Origin of the sequence: Cupriavidus plantarum (assembly GCF_905397285.1) — a bacterium.
Classification (GTDB): Bacteria; Pseudomonadota; Gammaproteobacteria; order Burkholderiales; family Burkholderiaceae; genus Cupriavidus; species Cupriavidus plantarum.
In genome coordinates, this window is sequence record NZ_CAJPUX010000001.1 from 634,110 (window position 1) to 650,272 (window position 16,163).

Annotated in this window: 17 protein-coding genes, 1 tRNA gene and 1 riboswitch; of the genes, 12 read left to right on the forward strand and 6 right to left on the reverse strand. The window is 64.7% G+C overall.

Annotation, left to right across the window (positions count from 1 at the left end; all coding sequences use genetic code 11):
• Positions 1–20: 20 nt before the first annotated feature.
• The 6 genes from KHP16_RS02945 to glyA all read right to left on the reverse strand — a co-directional run bounded on the left by KHP16_RS02945 (position 21) and on the right by glyA (position 4,822).
• Positions 21–611: a pilus assembly PilX family protein gene (locus KHP16_RS02945; protein WP_121491873.1), complete on the reverse strand. Its 591-nt coding sequence runs from the start codon at positions 609–611 to the stop codon at positions 21–23.
• 2 nt (positions 612–613) lie between these two features.
• Complete coding sequence (locus KHP16_RS02950) at positions 614–1,453, reverse strand: PilW family protein (RefSeq protein WP_121492175.1); 840 nt, start codon at positions 1,451–1,453, stop codon at positions 614–616.
• Entirely contained in the window at positions 1,450–1,989 is a 540-nt protein-coding gene (pilV, locus tag KHP16_RS02955) for a type IV pilus modification protein PilV (protein ID WP_183084786.1), read from the reverse strand. Before pilV ends, KHP16_RS02950 begins: the two co-directional genes overlap by 4 nt.
• A 70-nt stretch (positions 1,990–2,059) precedes the next feature.
• On the reverse strand, positions 2,060–2,704 hold the full coding sequence (locus KHP16_RS02960; RefSeq protein WP_109581864.1) for a GspH/FimT family pseudopilin: 645 nt from the start codon (positions 2,702–2,704) through the stop codon (positions 2,060–2,062).
• A gap of 266 nt (positions 2,705–2,970) precedes the next feature.
• A complete protein-coding gene (nrdR, locus tag KHP16_RS02965; protein ID WP_109581863.1) occupies positions 2,971–3,447 on the reverse strand; it encodes a transcriptional regulator NrdR in 477 nt (158 codons plus the stop codon).
• A gap of 127 nt (positions 3,448–3,574) precedes the next feature.
• Positions 3,575–4,822 carry a serine hydroxymethyltransferase gene (gene glyA, locus KHP16_RS02970; RefSeq protein ID WP_115953674.1) on the reverse strand — a complete coding sequence of 416 codons (1,248 nt, stop codon included), beginning with the start codon at positions 4,820–4,822 and terminating at the stop codon, positions 3,575–3,577.
• Positions 4,823–5,000: 178 nt separating this feature from the next.
• Positions 5,001–5,114: riboswitch (ZMP/ZTP riboswitch) on the reverse strand.
• Between the two features lie 177 nt (positions 5,115–5,291).
• Between glyA and ybgC the strand changes: the two genes are divergently transcribed.
• From ybgC to KHP16_RS03030, 12 genes are all read left to right on the forward strand, one after another.
• On the forward strand, positions 5,292–5,696 hold the full coding sequence (gene ybgC / locus KHP16_RS02975; protein ID WP_109582754.1) for a tol-pal system-associated acyl-CoA thioesterase: 405 nt from the start codon (positions 5,292–5,294) through the stop codon (positions 5,694–5,696).
• Positions 5,693–6,376, forward strand: coding sequence for a protein TolQ (gene tolQ, locus KHP16_RS02980; protein ID WP_179592817.1), 684 nt, complete (start codon positions 5,693–5,695; stop codon positions 6,374–6,376). Before ybgC ends, tolQ begins: the two co-directional genes overlap by 4 nt.
• Before the next feature lie 29 nt (positions 6,377–6,405).
• Positions 6,406–6,843 carry a protein TolR gene (gene tolR / locus KHP16_RS02985; protein WP_109581861.1) on the forward strand — a complete coding sequence of 146 codons (438 nt, stop codon included), beginning with the start codon at positions 6,406–6,408 and terminating at the stop codon, positions 6,841–6,843.
• Positions 6,844–6,858: 15 nt separating this feature from the next.
• Positions 6,859–7,980 carry a cell envelope integrity protein TolA gene (tolA, locus tag KHP16_RS02990; RefSeq protein ID WP_211959555.1) on the forward strand — a complete coding sequence of 374 codons (1,122 nt, stop codon included), beginning with the start codon at positions 6,859–6,861 and terminating at the stop codon, positions 7,978–7,980.
• Positions 7,981–8,177: 197 nt separating this feature from the next.
• Positions 8,178–9,524: a Tol-Pal system beta propeller repeat protein TolB gene (gene tolB / locus KHP16_RS02995; protein WP_109581859.1), complete on the forward strand. Its 1,347-nt coding sequence runs from the start codon at positions 8,178–8,180 to the stop codon at positions 9,522–9,524.
• A gap of 25 nt (positions 9,525–9,549) precedes the next feature.
• Positions 9,550–10,062, forward strand: a complete 513-nt coding sequence (pal, locus tag KHP16_RS03000; protein WP_179592818.1) for a peptidoglycan-associated lipoprotein Pal — start codon at positions 9,550–9,552, stop codon at positions 10,060–10,062.
• 17 nt (positions 10,063–10,079) lie between these two features.
• Positions 10,080–10,835 carry a tol-pal system protein YbgF gene (gene ybgF, locus KHP16_RS03005; RefSeq protein WP_109581857.1) on the forward strand — a complete coding sequence of 252 codons (756 nt, stop codon included), beginning with the start codon at positions 10,080–10,082 and terminating at the stop codon, positions 10,833–10,835.
• Between the two features lie 143 nt (positions 10,836–10,978).
• Positions 10,979–11,665 (forward strand): 7-cyano-7-deazaguanine synthase QueC, encoded by a 687-nt coding sequence (queC, locus tag KHP16_RS03010; protein ID WP_109581856.1) that lies wholly within the window; start codon positions 10,979–10,981, stop codon positions 11,663–11,665.
• A 50-nt stretch (positions 11,666–11,715) separates the two neighbouring features.
• Positions 11,716–12,831 (forward strand): YeeE/YedE family protein, encoded by a 1,116-nt coding sequence (locus KHP16_RS03015; protein ID WP_121491869.1) that lies wholly within the window; start codon positions 11,716–11,718, stop codon positions 12,829–12,831.
• A 57-nt stretch (positions 12,832–12,888) separates the two neighbouring features.
• Positions 12,889–12,964, forward strand: a tRNA-Lys gene (locus KHP16_RS03020).
• 2 nt (positions 12,965–12,966) lie between these two features.
• Positions 12,967–13,140, forward strand: a complete 174-nt coding sequence (locus KHP16_RS03025) for a hypothetical protein (protein WP_211959556.1) — start codon at positions 12,967–12,969, stop codon at positions 13,138–13,140.
• Between the two features lie 115 nt (positions 13,141–13,255).
• The gene (locus tag KHP16_RS03030) at positions 13,256–16,147 is read left to right on the forward strand and encodes an EAL domain-containing protein (protein ID WP_115953664.1); all 2,892 of its coding nucleotides are present in this window, start codon (positions 13,256–13,258) and stop codon (positions 16,145–16,147) included.
• Positions 16,148–16,163: the final 16 nt, after the last annotated feature.

Below are 16,163 nucleotides of genomic sequence, written 5' to 3' on the forward strand. Positions count from 1 at the left end.
GCAAGAACGGCTGAATGGCTTCACAGACGGACGACTTCCTGCACGATCACGCGTGTGGTGGGATTGGCCCCGTAGCCGATCGCGGTCACGCGGAATACGTACTTGATGTTGTTGAACTTGATGTCGTCGCCCGAGTTCAGGTCGCTGGTCGGCTCGATGATGTAGCGCGGCTGGCGCCACACACCGTTCGACTGGACCGTCGCGGTCGTCGGCATCTTCTGCGCCGCGGTCAATTCGGTGATCTCGCCCAGTTCCACGGAGCGGGCAGGATCCTCGATGTATTGCTGCCATCGCGGCTGCCCCGAAGACGGCTCCGTGCAGTAGCCCTTGTATCCCGGCGTATCGCACGTATCCGATGCGCCGGTCAGGCCTTTCAGCAGGCGCTTCTTCATGATGTCGTTGCGCGCGTCGCGCAGCGCGGATTCCGCAGCCTGCAGCGCGATGTTCTCGTCGCGGGCGTTGCGCGCCATCAGTTCCGACGAACGACTCGATATGCTCGCGGCCACGCCGGCCAGTGTCAGGATGACGAGGAACAGCAGGACCATGATCAGCGAGATACCGCGCTGCAGCCGGGTGGTCGATCGCGAAGGGCGGAGAAGTCGATGGCGCATGTCTAGTTCAGTCGATTGCGAATGGCGACGTAGAACGCGTAGTGCTTGCGCAGGCGGCCGTCGGTGGGAACGTTGAAGATGCTGCCCGCGTCGCCTGCCGGCGCAACATTGTTCTTGGCATAGCCCGTCCCGAAGTGGTTGATGAACGGGCTAGTCGGCGCGGGGTTGTTCGTGCTGTTGCCGCGCAGTACGAACGAGAGCCGGAGCGCTCGTACCTTCGACATGTCGGCCGTGCCTGGGCGAACATAGCGATTGATGGTCAGGTCGCCGTCCGTGTCCTCGCCCATCAGGACCTGAAACGACTCGACGTTCGGAAACATCGGCGTATTCACGCCATTGACCGAGCACATTAGCCAAGGCGTGCCGTCGGCGGCCTGGGTGATGGAATACACGGTCGTGACCATGGCATTGGCATTCACGTCCTTGCCGGTGCAATCGACCACGGTGCCGTCGGCAACCGGGGCGCTCGCGCTGCCGACGGGCGCCCAGGGATCCGAGCCCGTCGTAGATCCCCCAAAATAGCGAAATGTCAGCGTGTCCGACACGTTCACGCCGTCGTCGTTGCTCGCCTCCAGGACATTGACCGCGCCGAAGGTGTTGTTGGCGAACGTGAAGTCGCTGTAGCCGGCCAGGCGCGATTCGCGCTGGATCACCTGCGAGATGGCGCGCGCGGTCTCGTGAATCTCGGCAAGGTCGCCCTGCGTGGCATTGGTGCGCTGCTGGACGATGAACATAGACGTGGCGGCCAGCAGCAACAGCAGGCTGATGATCATCCCGACCATGAGCTCGACCAGCGTAAAGCCACTGGCACGGCGGGAAAGTGTGCGGGGCAGTTGTGTCATGGCGCGGGGGGGACGATCGGGAAGGGCACGAACGAGGTCACGAATCGCAGCGGCGTCGTGTTGACGGTTGGCTGGTTGCCCTGCGTGCGCTGGGTGTTTTCCTTCCACCAGATCTTGATCACGTAGGGCGCGTTGACGGCGTTGTCGCAACCGTTGTTGATCGCGCTGTCACCGTCATTGGGGGTGCTGTCCACGCAAAGGTATCCCTCTCCGCCGTTGAGGGCCGAGGAGATATCGGCGCGCCAGGTGGCATAGCTCGTGGTGGCCATCTGCTCGGCAGTACAGCCGCCCACGTAGCAGGCATCGACGGGATCGGGCCGGGTGACCGGCAGGTTCTTGAAGACGCCCGCGTCGAATGCGGCAAAGTTGCTGCGAATCTCGTCCGCGAGGTTGTAAGCCATCTCGGCGGCGATATTGCGCGCCGCGGAAGTACGCGTATCGACCAGTGTCTGCACCTGCAACATCGCCAGCGCCAGCACCCCAAACGACAGGATGACGATCGTCACGAGCGCCTCGATCAGCGAGAAGCCGGCCATGTCTCGAGGCCCGCGGATACGCGTGGCCCTGCCGGTGCGTTGGGCATGGATGCGGTGTCTTGACATGGCGTCAGGAGCAGGGAGTCTGCAGTTGGATATAGGGCTTGCCGCTGCCGGTCATCGTGATCGTCTGGCCGGAGAGCGCGGATCCGTTTTCGCAGATCTGCCAGCTCGCCGTCGGCGAGTTCGAGGGGCCGAAGGAGCGGAAGCGGATATAGGTCGGCGCGGCGAGGTCCGTCGCCGTGATGACGATGCGCGCGGGCGGCGTGTTGCCGCGGCGGATCAGGTCGTCGCCATTGCCGTAGGCGCCATCGTTGTTGGCGTCGAAGAAGATCACGCGCGGCAGCGACCAGTCCTCCGAGCAGGCGTTCCCATCCTGGCTGGGGCAGATCGTAATGGTGGCATTGCGGCGCGCGGCTTCGCTGCGCGCGACTTCCATGTCGCTGGCGAAGCTCGAGGCTTCCGATCGGATCTTGCTGTTGTGGGTGAAGCTGCTGAGGTTCGGTAACGCGGCCATCGCGACCACACCGAGGACGGTGACGGCGACGAGCATCTCGATGAGCGTGAAGCCGCCGGCGCGCCCCGATGCGCGGCGCGAAAGATCACCCCGGACGGCAAGGCCCTCGCTTGCCGCGCGTCCCAATGCAGGGGCCGCCGTGGGCTGCGCAGACGCCAGCAAGCCCACTGCCCACAGGCAGACAGACTGACCCATCATGACTCCCGTCAAAAAAAGGTGCTGCTTTTTGCTTTTTGTAGTGCGGCGCGCGGTTATGTTTGATATGCGTTCGAAGCCGCGATGCGCGCTCGCGTAAAACACCCTTTCCCTAACCCGTGGGAAGGTCAGGGCAGATTAGACGGCTTTTTAAGGCAAAAGGCTACCCCTTTCGTGGGGTAAGGGCCGAATCTCACCCGCTCGCGTCGGGTTTCGTCGCGAAATTCAGACAGTCCTGTCACAGTCGCCGCGCCAGCGCGGCCGTGGCTTCACGGATTGCGGCCGGACTTGCGGGACGACGTCGAGAATTCTTCGATGACCTCTCGAAATTCCGACACATCCTCGAAACTGCGATACACGGAGGCGAAGCGGATGTACGCGATCTTGTCGAGTTTGCGCAGTTCGCGCATGACGAGCTCGCCGACCTGGCTGCTCGGGATTTCCTTCTCGCCGAGGGCGAGGAGCTTTTCTTCGATCTGCGTGATGGCGAGGTCGATGGCCTCGGCGGAGACGGGGCGCTTGCGCAGCGCCAGACGCATGGAGTCCTGCAGCTTGGACCGCGCGTAATCCGCGCGCGAGCCGTTTTTCTTCACGATGGCCGGGAAGAACAGTTCGATGCGTTCGTACGTGGTGAAGCGGCGATCGCAGGTCTCGCAGCGCCGGCGGCGGCGTACGGTGTCGCCGTCTTCGGAAACACGGCTATCGAGGACCTGGGTATTGGAGTGACCGCAGAAAGGGCATTTCATGCTGGGCCGCCTGTTGCGTGGGTATGCCCCGTTGGTATGCCCCCCTCCCGCGCGCGGAAGAGGGGATTCGATCCACCCGGCATCAACCGGGAATCAACCGCCAAACGATCTCAGTATCGATCGCGTATCAACCATACACCGGGAAGCGCTTGGTCAGCGCCGCCACCTGCTCGCGCACCTTGGCGATGTTCGCTTCGTCGTGCGGGTTGTCCAGCACGTCGGCGATCAGGTTGCCCACCAGGCGGGCTTCCTCTTCCTTGAAGCCGCGCGTGGTCATGGCCGGCGAGCCCAGGCGCACGCCCGAGGTCACGAACGGCTTTTCCGGGTCGTTCGGAATCGCGTTCTTGTTCACGGTGATATGCGCGTCGCCGAGGATCTTCTCGGCTTCCTTGCCGGTAATCTGCTTGGCGCGCAGGTCGACCAGCATCACGTGGCTTTCGGTCTTGCCCGACACGATGCGCAGGCCGCGCGCGATCAGCGTTTCAGCCAGGGCGGCGGCGTTCTTCACCACCTGTTGCTGGTAAGCCTTGAACTCGGGAGTGAGCGCTTCCTTGAAGGCCACTGCCTTGGCGGCGATGACGTGCATCAGCGGACCGCCCTGGATGCCCGGGAAGATTGCCGAGTTGATGGCCTTCTCGTGCTCGGCCTTCATCAGGATCACGCCGCCGCGCGGGCCGCGCAGGCTCTTGTGGGTGGTCGTGGTGACGAAGTCCGCGTGGGGCACCGGGTTCGGGTACTCGCCCGCGGCGATCAGGCCGGCGTAGTGGGCCATGTCCACCATGAAGTAAGCACCGACTGCCTTGGCAACCTTGGCGATACGCTCGAAGTCGATACGCAGCGAGAAGGCCGACGCGCCCGCGATGATCAGCTTGGGCTTTTTCTCCTGCGCCAGCTTCTCCATCGCTTCATAGTCGATGTCTTCCTGCGCGTTCAGGCCGTAGCTCACCACGTTGAACCACTTGCCGCTCATGTTGAGCGCCATGCCGTGCGTCAGGTGACCGCCTTCGGCGAGGCTCATGCCCATGATGGTGTCGCCAGGCTTCAGCATCGCGAAGAACACGCCCTGGTTCGCCTGCGAGCCCGAGTTCGGCTGCACGTTGGCGGCTTCGGCGCCGTAGATCTGCTTGATGCGATCGATGGCCAGCTGCTCGACCACGTCGACATACTCGCAGCCACCGTAATAGCGCTTGCCGGGATAGCCCTCGGCGTACTTGTTGGTCAGCTGGGAACCCTGCGCGGCCATCACGGCCGGGGAGGTGTAGTTCTCGGAAGCGATCAGCTCGATGTGGTCTTCCTGGCGCTGGTTTTCCTTCTGGATCGCGGCAAAGACCTCGGGGTCGATCTGGTCGATCGTAAAGCGGCTGCGTTCGAACATGGCGTCACTCGTCTGTAAAAAGGGAATTCAGAGGGCACCGATTGCAATTTACGTCACATTGCATCGGAAATTTCTGGAAACAGGCGTTGGAGGGTAGGGCGTGCGGGGAGGCATCGGCGAACCATGCGAAAACCCCGTTCCAGACGGGATCGACAGCACGGCGCGCACCCTGCTTCCCATTCGCTGCCCAGGCGAGCGGCAGGCATGTTCGCATAGACTTCATGCGGCACGCCAGAGAACTTGCGCTTCCTCGTGGTAGTACCCACTGACTTCGCCAGTTGCGCAAGGTGGAATGGTTGCCGGCGATTTTACTGCTTCGCGCGCCGGTCTGCAAATGACCCCGCGGGGCACCGTCTCCCGCCAGCCCGCTTCCCGCAAAGCCGCGCCGGTGCTGGCTCGCAACTTGCTGTTGCAAAGTCCTGTGCGGGTAAACCACGTATGAACGCCGCACTCCGTTACAATGCCGCCCATGTCGATTTTCGTGTGGCCGCTGCGCGTGTACTGGGAAGATACCGACGCAGGCGGCGTGGTGTTCTACGCCAATTACCTGAAGTTCTTCGAGCGCGCCCGTACGGAGTGGCTGCGCTCGCTCGGCATCGAACAGCAGAAGCTCGTTGATGAAGCCGGCGTGGTCTTCGTCGTGCGCAGTACGGCCGTCGAATACAATGCGCCCGCCCGGCTGGACGACCAGTTGGAGATCCGCACGCGCGTGGAACGGGTAGGGCCGGCCTCGGTCCAATTCGCCCAGGAAGCGTGGCGCGGCGAGCTGCAGCTGGCGGCCGGGTCGATTCGGGTGGGGTGCGTCGACAAGAGCACTTTCCGGCCGGCTCCGATTCCCAATCCCGTCCTAGAAACGATAAAGAAGACTCGATGAACCCGGTGACCGTCACGCAAGACCTGTCGATCATTTCGCTGGTATTGAACGCCAGCCTGCTGGCACAGGCCGTCATGGCACTGCTGCTGGTCATGTCCCTCTTCTCGTGGACCTATATTTTTCGGAAACATCTGGCCCTGCGCGCCGCGCGCACGCAGACCGAGGGTTTCGAACGCGATTTCTGGGCGGGTGGCGACCTGCAGGCGCTCTATAACAGCGCCGTCAACAACCGCCACAACACCGGCGCGCTCGAACGCATCTTCGAGTCGGGCATGGGTGAATTCCTGAAAGCGCGCGAGCGCAGCAACGACGCCGGCGCTCTGCTCGACGCGGCCCGCCGCGCGATGCGCGCCGCATACCAGCGCGAGATGGATGTCCTCGAATCGCATCTGCCGTTCCTGGCGTCGGTCGGCTCGGTCAGCCCGTATATCGGCCTGTTCGGCACGGTGTGGGGCATCATGAACGCGTTCCGCGGCCTGTCGAACGTCCAGCAAGCGACGCTTGCCTCTGTCGCGCCCGGTATCGCGGAAGCACTGGTCGCCACGGCGATCGGCCTTTTCGCCGCGATTCCCGCCGTGATCGCCTATAACCGCTATGCCACCGAGATCGATCGTCTGGCCATCCGGTTCGAGAGCTTCATGGAAGAGTTCCTGAACATCCTGCAGCGTCAGACGCGCTGATGAATCGTTGATGCACGGAGCTAACTGATATGGCAGCCATCCAGCGTCGCGGCGGTTCACGCCGCCGTGCCAGCGCGGAGATCAACGTCGTGCCGTATATCGACGTGATGCTCGTGCTGCTCGTCATCTTCATGGTGGCGGCACCGATCGTGAATCCGTCGGTGGTCGATCTGCCGTCGGTCGCGAATGCCACGCCGCAACAGAAGGCACCGCCGATCGTCGTCTCGGTCCACGAGGACGGTTCGCTGACCGCGCGCGGCAAGGACGCGTCGGGTGGCACGTTCGAACGCAAGCTCGACAAGCGTGGCCTGCTCGACTTCGTGCATCAGCGCCAGAACGAAAACCCGGACCAGCCGGTGGTGATCGCCGCCGACCGCGCCGTCAAGTACGAAGCCGTGCTCGACGTCATGTCCGTGCTGAAGGCCGATGGCGTGAAGCGCGTCGGCCTGATGGTGAAGTCCAAATAAGCGTCGCGTCCTCTCGTGGCCACTCTGTCCTCGCCTCACCCGTCTTCGCGACCGCCGCGCAAACCGCGCGCGGCGTATCCGTACGAGCCCGTCAAGGAACGCGGCACGCTGCGTTCCTTCCTGCTGGCGTTGTTCATGCACGTGCTGCTCGGCATCGTGCTGTATTTCGGCGTGCATTGGCAGAGCAGCACGCCTGTCGGCGGCGAGGCGGAACTGTGGGAGGAGGTCCCCGACGTCGCGACGCCGCAGCCGGTGCCGCCTCCGCCGCCGGTGGAGCAGCCGCGCCCCGTACCCGCGCCGCAGGTCCGCAGCAAGGCGGAAGAGGATGCCGATATCGCGCTCGAGCAGCAGAAGCGAAAGCTCGCGCAGGAGCAGGCCGCCAGGGAAGAGGCCGCGCGTCAGGATCGCCTGCGCCAGGAGCAGCAGCGTAAGGAACAAGAGCGCAAGGAGCAGCAGCGTCAGGACGAGCTGAAGCAGCAGGAAGCGCAGCGGAAGGAAGACGCGCGAAAAGAAGACGCGAGAAAGAAAGCGCAACAGGAACAGCAGGACCAGCAGCGCCGCAAGGAAGCCGACGAGAAGGCGAAAGCCGACGCCAAGGCAAAGGCGGACGCGAAGGCCAAGGCCGACGCAAAGGCCGAAGCCGATGCGAAGGCAAAGGCCGACGCGGAAGCCAAGGCCAAGGCGGCCGATGAAGCCAAGGCGAAGGCCAAGGCTGCCGCCGAGGCCAAGGCCAAGAGCGACGCCGCGGCCAGCGCCCAGCGCAAGGCCGAACTCGCGCGCCTGCAGGCGCTTGCCGGTGGCGGCTCGGGCGGGAGCGGCGGTGGCGTGGGCAACGCGACCGGGTCCGGTGCGGGCGCCGGCGGCAAGGCATCGCCGGGCTATCCGGATCGTGTCCGCCGCAAAGTGCTGCCGAACGTTAATTTTGGCGGCGACACGTCGAGCAACCCGACCGCGACGGTCTCGGTGCAGCTGGCTCCCGATGGCACGGTGCTCTCGGCGCGCGTCTCGCGCAGCAGCGGTAATTCCGCTTGGGACGATGCGGTCCTGCGCGCAGTGGAGGCCTCGAGCCCGCTGCCGCGTGACGAAGATGGCAAGGCGCCGTCGAGCATCACGTTGCAGTTCCGCCCCCGCAATTGAGGTAAGCGCATGATTTGCAACAGATTGCAACCTTCATCGCTGGGGATCGGGACGATGGCTACCATGAACGGTTGCCTGACGCAGCCGGCGGTGTGCAAGATGTACGCAAGCACGGGATGCGCCAGCCGCACCTTGTGCTTTGCTGGTCTTGCCGTTCGCCGAGCCCGATGAATCTTGATATCGACTTGAGGAGCAGCATGCGAAAGCTTTGGGCCCCAAACTGGCTGTCCGCACGACGGGATACGCAAACCTCTGCGCGCCGCAGCACGCGCCGCGCATTGATGGCATGGCTCGCCGCGGCATTGACCATGACCGCAGGCATCGCGCACGCCCAGCTGAATGTGGAAATCGTCGGCGTCGGCTCGACGCAGTTCCCGATCGCCACCGCCAACTTCCAGGGCGAAGCACAGGCTCCGATCAATCTCACCGCCATCATCCGCAGCGACCTCGTCAACAGCGGCCGCTTCCGTAACGTGGATCCGGGCGGCGCCACTGTCGCCGAGACCGCGAACGTCGACCTCGGCAGCTGGAAGGGCCGCGGCGCCGATGCCTTTGTCGCTGGCAGCGTGACCCCCGCCGCCAACGGTCAGTTCGAGGTGCGCTTCCGCCTGTACGACACCGTCAAGCAGCAAAGCCTGGGCGGACTGGCCTTCACGGTGGGCCCGAACCAGCTGCGCGTGACCGCGCACAAGATCGCGGACTACATCTACGAGAAGCTGCTCGGCGAGCGCGGTGTGTTTGCCACGCGCCTGTCGTACGTGTCGCGCGTCGGCAATCGCTATCAGCTGCTGATCTCGGACTCCGATGGCCAGAACGCGCAGGTCGCGCTGTCCAGCAACGAGCCGATCATTTCGCCGGCGTGGTCGCCGGACGGTCGCCGCGTGGCCTACGTCTCGTTCGAGGCGAAGAAGCCCGTGGTATACGTGCATGACCTCGCCACCGGCAAGCGCGTGCTCGTCTCGAACCAGAAGGGCAACAACAGCGCGCCGTCGTGGTCGCCCGACGGCCAGAAGCTCGCCGTGGCGCTTTCGCGCGATGGCAACACGCAGGTGTACCTTGTCAATGCGGATGGTTCGAACCTGCGTCGTATCTCGCGCAGCAGCGCGATCGACACCGAGCCGCAGTTCTCGCCGGACGGCCGCAGCATCTACTTCACCAGCGATCGCGGCGGTGCGCCGCAGATCTATCGCATGCCGGCAAACGGAGAGGAATCCGGTGCGGCACAACGCGTGACGTTCAAGGGCAACTACAACGTCAGTCCGCGCATCTCGCCGGATGGCAAGTACCTGGCCTACATCACGCGCGCGGGCGGCTTCAAGCTGCAGCTGCAGGACCTGTCGAACGGTGACGTGACATCGCTCACGGACACTTCGAACGACGAGTCGCCGAGTTTTGCTGCCAATGGCAAGTACATTCTGTACGCCACCCGCGTGGGAGGCCGCGCGGTCCTGGCAGCGGTGTCGACCGATGGCCGCACCAAACAGGTTCTCTCCCTCCAGTCCGGCGAGGTTCGTGAGCCGTCCTGGGGTCCTTTCATGCAATAACGCAATAACAGAGGAGTAAATCGCCATGCCCCAAATGATGACCAAGACTCTCGCGATCGCCGCGCTGCTCGCGCTCGGCGCCTGCAGCTCGGGTGTGAAGCTCGACGACGCCGCCAAGTCGGGCGCCGGCACCGGCGCACCGAATGCCGATGGCCGCGCCGTGGCACCGGTCGACGTGTCGCGCGACCCGCTGAACGACCCGAACGGCCCGCTGGCCAAGCGCAGCGTGTATTTCGACTTCGACAGCTACACCGTCAAGTCGGACTACCAGAGCGTGCTGTCGGCTCACGCCCAGTACCTGAACGCGAACAAGAGCCGCAAGGTCCTGATCCAGGGCAACACCGACGAGCGCGGTACCAGCGAGTACAACCTCGCGCTGGGCCAGAAGCGCGCGGAAGCCGTTCGCCGTTCGCTGAACTCCCTGGGCGTTGCCGACTCTCAGTTGGAGGCCGTGAGCCTGGGCAAGGAAAAGCCTAAGGCCCTCGGTCACGACGAAGCCGCGTGGGCTGAAAACCGCCGCGCCGACATCGTTTACTGATCCACGGACGATCCTTCATGAACGCACGCGTATCCACCTTGCTTTGGCTGGCCGCCGCCACCGGCGGTCTGCTGGCTGCCACCCAGGCCCACGCCGGCGTCTTCGACGACGACGAGGCGCGCAAGGCCGTGATTACCCTGCGGGACCAGTTCAATGGTTTCCAGGCCACGGCTTCGCAGCGTATTGACCAGAACAGCAAAGTCCAGCTCGACATGCAGAACCAGCTCGAAGGTCTGCGTCAGGAGGTGGCTCGGCTGCGCGGTCAGAACGAGGTGCTGCAGAATCAGGTGGACACGTTGCAGCGTCAGCAGAAGGACTACTACGCCGACCTCGACGCGCGCCTGAAGAAGTTCGAGCCGCAGCAGGTGACCGTCGACGGTCGCGAAGGCCTGTCCCAGCCGACCGAAAAGCCGGAGTACGACGCCGCGCTCAAGCAGTTCCAGAGCGGCGACTTCAAGGGTGCGGGCAGTGCGTTTTCGTCGTTCGCGCGCAAGTATCCGCAAAGCCCGTATCTGCCGCTCGCGCAGTTCTGGCTCGGCAATTCGCTGTACGCGCAACGCGACTACAAGGGTTCGATTTCGGTCCTGCAAAGCATGGTCGATGCCAACCCGACGCATCCGAAGGCGCCGGATGCAATGATCGCCATCGCGAACAACCAGCTCGAAAGCAACCAGAAGGCGGCTGCGAAGAAGACGCTGGAGAACGTGGTGGCCAAGTACCCGGGCACGGAAGGCGCCCAGGCGGCGAGCAATCGCCTGAAGACGCTGAAGTAACGCGTCGGGTAGGGAAACGATCATGGCAGAGAACCCGCGGTTACCGCGGGTTTTTTGTTTTGGGTCCCGGCATCGCGCGCCGGGATAAAATACGCGTTTCCGGCTGTACCGCGCCTCCCCCAAGGTTGCCCCAACTCCCAATCATGACCAAACGCGCCATCGTCCTGCTTTCGGGCGGTCTCGACTCCGCCACCGTCCTTGCCATGGCCAATGCGCAGGGATTCGAAACGTACGCGCTGTCCATGCGCTACGGCCAGCGTCATTCGTCCGAGCTCGAAGCCGCGAAGCGTGTCGCCGCGGCGCTTGGCGCGGTGCGCCACGAGATCATCGACCTCGACCTGCGTCGCTTCGGCGGGTCCGCGCTCACGGACGATGCGTTTGACGTGCCGACCGATGGCGCGGTCGGCGGTATCCCGATTACTTACGTTCCCGCGCGCAATACGATCATGTTGTCGCTCGCGCTGGGGTGGGCGGAAGCCGTCGGCGGCCGCGACCTGTTCTTCGGCGCGAATGCCGTCGACTACTCGGGCTATCCCGACTGCCGTCCCGAATACGTATCCGCGTATGAAACGCTGGCCAACCTGGCCACCAAGGCGGGCGTCGAGGGCGATCGTTTTCACGTGCATGCGCCGATCATCGATATGACCAAGGGCGAGATCATCCGCGCCGGCACGCGTCTTGGCGTCGACTACAGCCTGACCGTGTCGTGCTATCAGGCCGACGACGACGGCCGCGCGTGCGGGGTCTGCGATTCGTGCCGTATCCGCCGGGCGGGCTTCGAGGCCGCGGGCGTGCCCGATCCCACGCGCTATCAGGACGCCGCGAGCTGATTTGTATCTGCTGTACCCATACCAATAAATAACGAGAAGCCGGCACCGACATGCCCGAGATCAATCTTTCCGCGCTCACGCAGACCGTGCTGTGGAGCACGTTCGCGCTGACGTTTCTGTTCGGCGCCATTCTCCAGCGCACGCACTTCTGTACGATGGGTGCGATATCCGATGTGGTGAACATGGGCGACTGGAATCGCCTTCGCATGTGGGGCCTCGCGATCGGCGTGGCGATGATCGGCACGGGCGTGCTCGCATGGGCCGGGCAGATCGATCCGACCCGTACGATCTATACCGCCGCCAGGCTCGGCTGGCTGTCGGCGATCGTCGGCGGGCTGCTGTTCGGTTTCGGCATGGTGCTGGCGTCGGGCTGCGGCAGCAAGACGCTGGTGCGCATCGGTGCCGGTAATCTGAAATCGCTGGTCGTGTTCGTGTTCCTCGGCCTGTCCGCCTATATGACGCTGCGCGGCGTGTTCGGCGTGGTGCGCGTGAACACGGTCGACGCGGTCGCCGTGACGTTGCCCGCGACGCAGGACCTGCCGTCGCTGATCGCGCAGGCCACCGGTATCGCTCGCGGCACGCTGCAACTCGCGCTTGGCGTCGTGCTCGGCGCGGTCGTCAGTATCTGGGCCCTCGCGGGGCGGGACTTCCGCACGTTCGACCATCTGCTCGGCGGGATCGCTGTCGGCCTGATCATCGTGGGCATGTGGTACGTGTCCGGCCATCTCGGCTATGTCGCCGAAGATCCCAACACGCTGGAAGAGGTATTCGTGGCCACGAACAGTGGCCGCATGGAAAGCCTGAGTTTCGTCGCGCCGTACGCGTACACGCTCGACTGGCTGATGCTGTTCAGCGACACGAGCAAGGTGCTGACCATCGGCATCGTCTCGGTCTTCGGCGTGATCGCGGGCGCGGCCGTCTATGCGCTGGCCACGCGCACGTTCCGCTGGGAAGGCTTTGGCGGCCCCGAGGACGTGGCCAACCACATGATCGGCGGCACGATGATGGGCATCGGCGGGGTCACGGCACTGGGCTGCACGATCGGCCAGGGCCTGTCGGGCATCTCGACGCTTGCCATCGGCTCCTTCATCGTCTTCGCCGCCATCGTCGCTGGCGCGATCCTCGCCTTCCGCTATCAGCTCTGGCGCCTCGAACGCATGGCGTAAGCCCCACGGCTTGACGCCCTATGGCGACATCCTTATAATCGCGGATTCTGTTTTTCCGGGTCGTTAGCTCAGTCGGTAGAGCAGCGGACTTTTAATCCGTTGGTCGCGTGTTCGAGTCACGCACGACCCACCAGCATGTCGAAGGGCCTGTGGCGAAAGTCACAGGCCTTTTTTATTTCCGGGCTCGATTACCACACTGGCCACACCCGCGTGATCGGCCGCATCGCTTTTTTCGCCATGTGCCTCTATCATGGCGCCGGGCCGGCAAAAAATAACACGTCTGAGTTAAAGACGCCGATACCGCCGTGACCCAGAATGGACGTTGCGCCACGCGCCTTCTTGCGTGTGTTGGCGACGCTCCGCACTCCTTATCCCAGGTATCGACGATTTGCCGGCTGCGCGGACGCTGGCAAGGGAAGTCTTTATGCAGCAGCATGGCGGATCCCCGCCGGCCGGCGGACGCGTGCTGCGCGTCGCCTGGCCGTTCGTCCCCGTGGTGATCGCGCTGGCCTTGTTTTGCGTGGCCAGCGTCGATCTGCTATCCGCATCGCGCGCGTTCATTTCGGCCGAGAGTCTCTGGACCAAGGGGCAGAAGGCCGCCGTGCTGCATTTGCTGCGGTTCGCCGAAACGCGCCAGGACGTCGATTTCGATGCGTATCGCATGGCCATCGCTTTGCCGCTTGGCGACGCCGAAGCGCGCGTCGCGCTCGAGCGCGTGGACGACTTCGACCGGGACAAGGCGTTTCGCGGGCTGATCGCCGGGGGGAATCATCCGGACGACATCCCGGCGATGATCCGGCTCTACCGCTATTTTCGCAATGTCACCGAGATCGACCGCGCCATCGCGCTGTGGGCCGAGGCCGATCGCGATATCCACAAGCTCGATACGCTGGCGAACACGCTGCGCGAGCGCGCCGCGGATCCCGCCTGCGACGAGGTCTGCCTGAAGCCCATCGTCGCGGACATCACCGAGATCGACGCGCGGCTCACGCCGCTGGAGATCGCGTTTTCCTACAGCATCGGCAATGCCTCGCGGCGCGTCCGCGACACGCTGTTATGGGGCGGCGTCGGCCTTGCGGTGCTGTTGCTGCTGAGCGCGGTCTGGCTGGCGTATCGCATCCTGCGGCAGGAGCGGCAGTTGCGCGAGGCGCTGACCGGCAGCGAGGAACGGCTCAAGCTCGCCGTGGCGGGCAGCAGCGATGGCCTGTGGGACTGGCATCCGCATCGCGGCGAACTCTATTTCTCGCCGCGCTGCGCCGAGATGCTTGGCTACGATCCCGATGAGCTGCCCCACGCGCGCGAAACGCTGCTGGCACTGATGCATCCGGCCGACGTGCCGGGGTTCGAGCGGCAACTGTCGCGGCATCTGCGCGAGGGCACGCAGTACGACGTGGAGTTCCGCCTGCGCCGGAAGACCGGCGGCTATCAGTGGGTGCGCTCGCGTGGCCGGATGGTCCGCGGCACCACGGGCAAGCCCGCGCGTATGGCGGGTTCCCTGACCGACATTACAGACCGCAAGGAATTCGAATCGCAGCTGTTCGCGGAGAAGGAGCGCGCGCAGGTCACGCTGCAGGCAATCGGCGAGGCGGTGGTCACAACGGACGTGTGGGGGCGCATCGAATCGCTGAACCCCGTCGCGGAGCTGCTCACGGGCTGGACGAATCAGGAGGCGATCGGCACGTTCCTCGCGCAGACCTGTCCGCTGCAGGACGAAAGCACGGGTGCCCCGATCACCGACCTGATCTCGCGCGCGCTGCAGGAGCGCTGGCCCACGCAGGCCATCATGCTGCTGGCGCGCCGGGGCGGCGGACTCGTGGCGGTGAAGCCCTCGGTGGCGCTGATTCGCGATCGCTCGGGGCTCGCCATCGGCGTGGTCCTGGTCATGCATGACGTGAGCATGGAACGCGCGCACGCGGCGCGGCTCGCGCACGAGGCCACCCACGACGGGCTGACGGGCCTCGTCAACCGCGCGGAGTTCGAACGGCGCCTGGCGTCGGCCACGAGCAGCACGCGCCAGACCGACTGCACGCATACGCTGATGTATCTGGACCTCGATCAGTTCAAGGTCGTGAACGACACGTGCGGCCATGCGGCGGGCGACGAACTCATCCGGCAGGTGGCGGAGGTCATGCGCCAGGCGCTGCGCAAGGGCGATACGCTCGCGCGCCTCGGCGGCGACGAATTCGGCGTGCTGCTGGAACACTGCTCGGGCGAGGAGGGCGCGCGCGTGGCCGAGGCCCTGCGCCGCGCGATCTCGTCGTTCCGCTTCGCGCACCGGCAGCGCACGTTCGCGCTCGGCGTGAGCATCGGCGTGGTAAGCCTCGACGGCAGCATCGTCAAGGTCGAGGAAGCGCTCAGCGCGGCCGATGCGGCGTGCTATATGGCCAAGGAGGGCGGTCGCAACCGCGTACAAATCTATCGCATGGACGACAACGCGATGCAGTCGCGCCGCGGGGAGATGGAGTGGGTGAGCCGCGTGCATGCGGCGCTCGCCGCCGGACGGTTCTGCCTGTATGCGCAGGAGATCGTTGCGTTGCAGTCGGACGCGGGGCGAGCCGCCGATTCTGCCGACGAAGCCGATTCTGCCGACGAAGCCGATGCTGCCGACCAGGCCGGAGGGCGCCATATCGAACTGTTGCTGCGCCTGATCGACGAGCGCGGCGAACTCGTGCCGCCGATGGCCTTCGTGCCCGCGTGCGAACGCTTCAACCTGATGCCGATGATCGACCGTTGGGTCGTGGAGACGAGCTTCGCCGCGCTCGCGCGCCTGCACGCGGACCAGCCGGGCGCGATCGCCATGTGTTCGATCAACCTGTCCGGCGCGTCGCTGGCCGACGATCATTTCCCCGCGTTCGTGCAGCAGCAGGCCGAACTGCGGGGTCTCGCGCTCGACACCATCTGCTTCGAGATCACCGAGACCGCGGCCATTGCCAACCTGACGCAGGCGGCGACGTTCATCCAGCAGTTGCAGGCCATGGGGTGCGCCTTCGCGCTCGACGACTTCGGCGCGGGCATGTCGTCGTTCGCTTACCTCAAGCATCTGCCCGCCGCGTATCTCAAGATCGACGGCAGCTTCGTGCGAGAGATGCTCGACGACCCCGTCAACCTCGTGATGATCGAGGCGATCCAGCGAATCGGGCAGGCCATGGGCAAGCGCACGATCGCCGAGTTCGTCGAGAGTGAAGAGATGCTGCAGCGCCTGCGCGGGCTCGGGATCGATCACGCGCAGGGCTACTACATCGCGCGGCCGCAGCCGTTCGCGCGCGGCACGGGTGTGCAGGTCGAGACGACCGAACGCTTCGCCGTGACGCTATGACGATGCGCCCGGATAT

What these genes read in the sequence shown, in the direction of transcription:
- KHP16_RS03015 (WP_121491869.1), top strand. Translation starts at nt 11,716, where the DNA reads ATGCCCGAGATCAATCTTTCCGCGCTCACGCAGACCGTGCTGTGGAGC.
- pilV (WP_183084786.1), bottom strand. Translation starts at nt 1,989, where the DNA reads ATGGCCGGCTTCTCGCTGATCGAGGCGCTCGTGACGATCGTCATCCTG.
- KHP16_RS03025 (WP_211959556.1), top strand. Translation starts at nt 12,967, where the DNA reads ATGTCGAAGGGCCTGTGGCGAAAGTCACAGGCCTTTTTTATTTCCGGG.
- queC (WP_109581856.1), top strand. Translation starts at nt 10,979, where the DNA reads ATGACCAAACGCGCCATCGTCCTGCTTTCGGGCGGTCTCGACTCCGCC.
- ybgF (WP_109581857.1), top strand. Translation starts at nt 10,080, where the DNA reads ATGAACGCACGCGTATCCACCTTGCTTTGGCTGGCCGCCGCCACCGGC.
- KHP16_RS02950 (WP_121492175.1), bottom strand. Translation starts at nt 1,453, where the DNA reads ATGACACAACTGCCCCGCACACTTTCCCGCCGTGCCAGTGGCTTTACG.
- glyA (WP_115953674.1), bottom strand. Translation starts at nt 4,822, where the DNA reads ATGTTCGAACGCAGCCGCTTTACGATCGACCAGATCGACCCCGAGGTC.
- KHP16_RS02945 (WP_121491873.1), bottom strand. Translation starts at nt 611, where the DNA reads ATGCGCCATCGACTTCTCCGCCCTTCGCGATCGACCACCCGGCTGCAG.
- tolQ (WP_179592817.1), top strand. Translation starts at nt 5,693, where the DNA reads ATGAACCCGGTGACCGTCACGCAAGACCTGTCGATCATTTCGCTGGTA.
- ybgC (WP_109582754.1), top strand. Translation starts at nt 5,292, where the DNA reads ATGTCGATTTTCGTGTGGCCGCTGCGCGTGTACTGGGAAGATACCGAC.
- KHP16_RS03030 (WP_115953664.1), top strand. Translation starts at nt 13,256, where the DNA reads ATGCAGCAGCATGGCGGATCCCCGCCGGCCGGCGGACGCGTGCTGCGC.
- tolB (WP_109581859.1), top strand. Translation starts at nt 8,178, where the DNA reads ATGCGAAAGCTTTGGGCCCCAAACTGGCTGTCCGCACGACGGGATACG.
- KHP16_RS02960 (WP_109581864.1), bottom strand. Translation starts at nt 2,704, where the DNA reads ATGATGGGTCAGTCTGTCTGCCTGTGGGCAGTGGGCTTGCTGGCGTCT.
- nrdR (WP_109581863.1), bottom strand. Translation starts at nt 3,447, where the DNA reads ATGAAATGCCCTTTCTGCGGTCACTCCAATACCCAGGTCCTCGATAGC.
- tolR (WP_109581861.1), top strand. Translation starts at nt 6,406, where the DNA reads ATGGCAGCCATCCAGCGTCGCGGCGGTTCACGCCGCCGTGCCAGCGCG.
- pal (WP_179592818.1), top strand. Translation starts at nt 9,550, where the DNA reads ATGCCCCAAATGATGACCAAGACTCTCGCGATCGCCGCGCTGCTCGCG.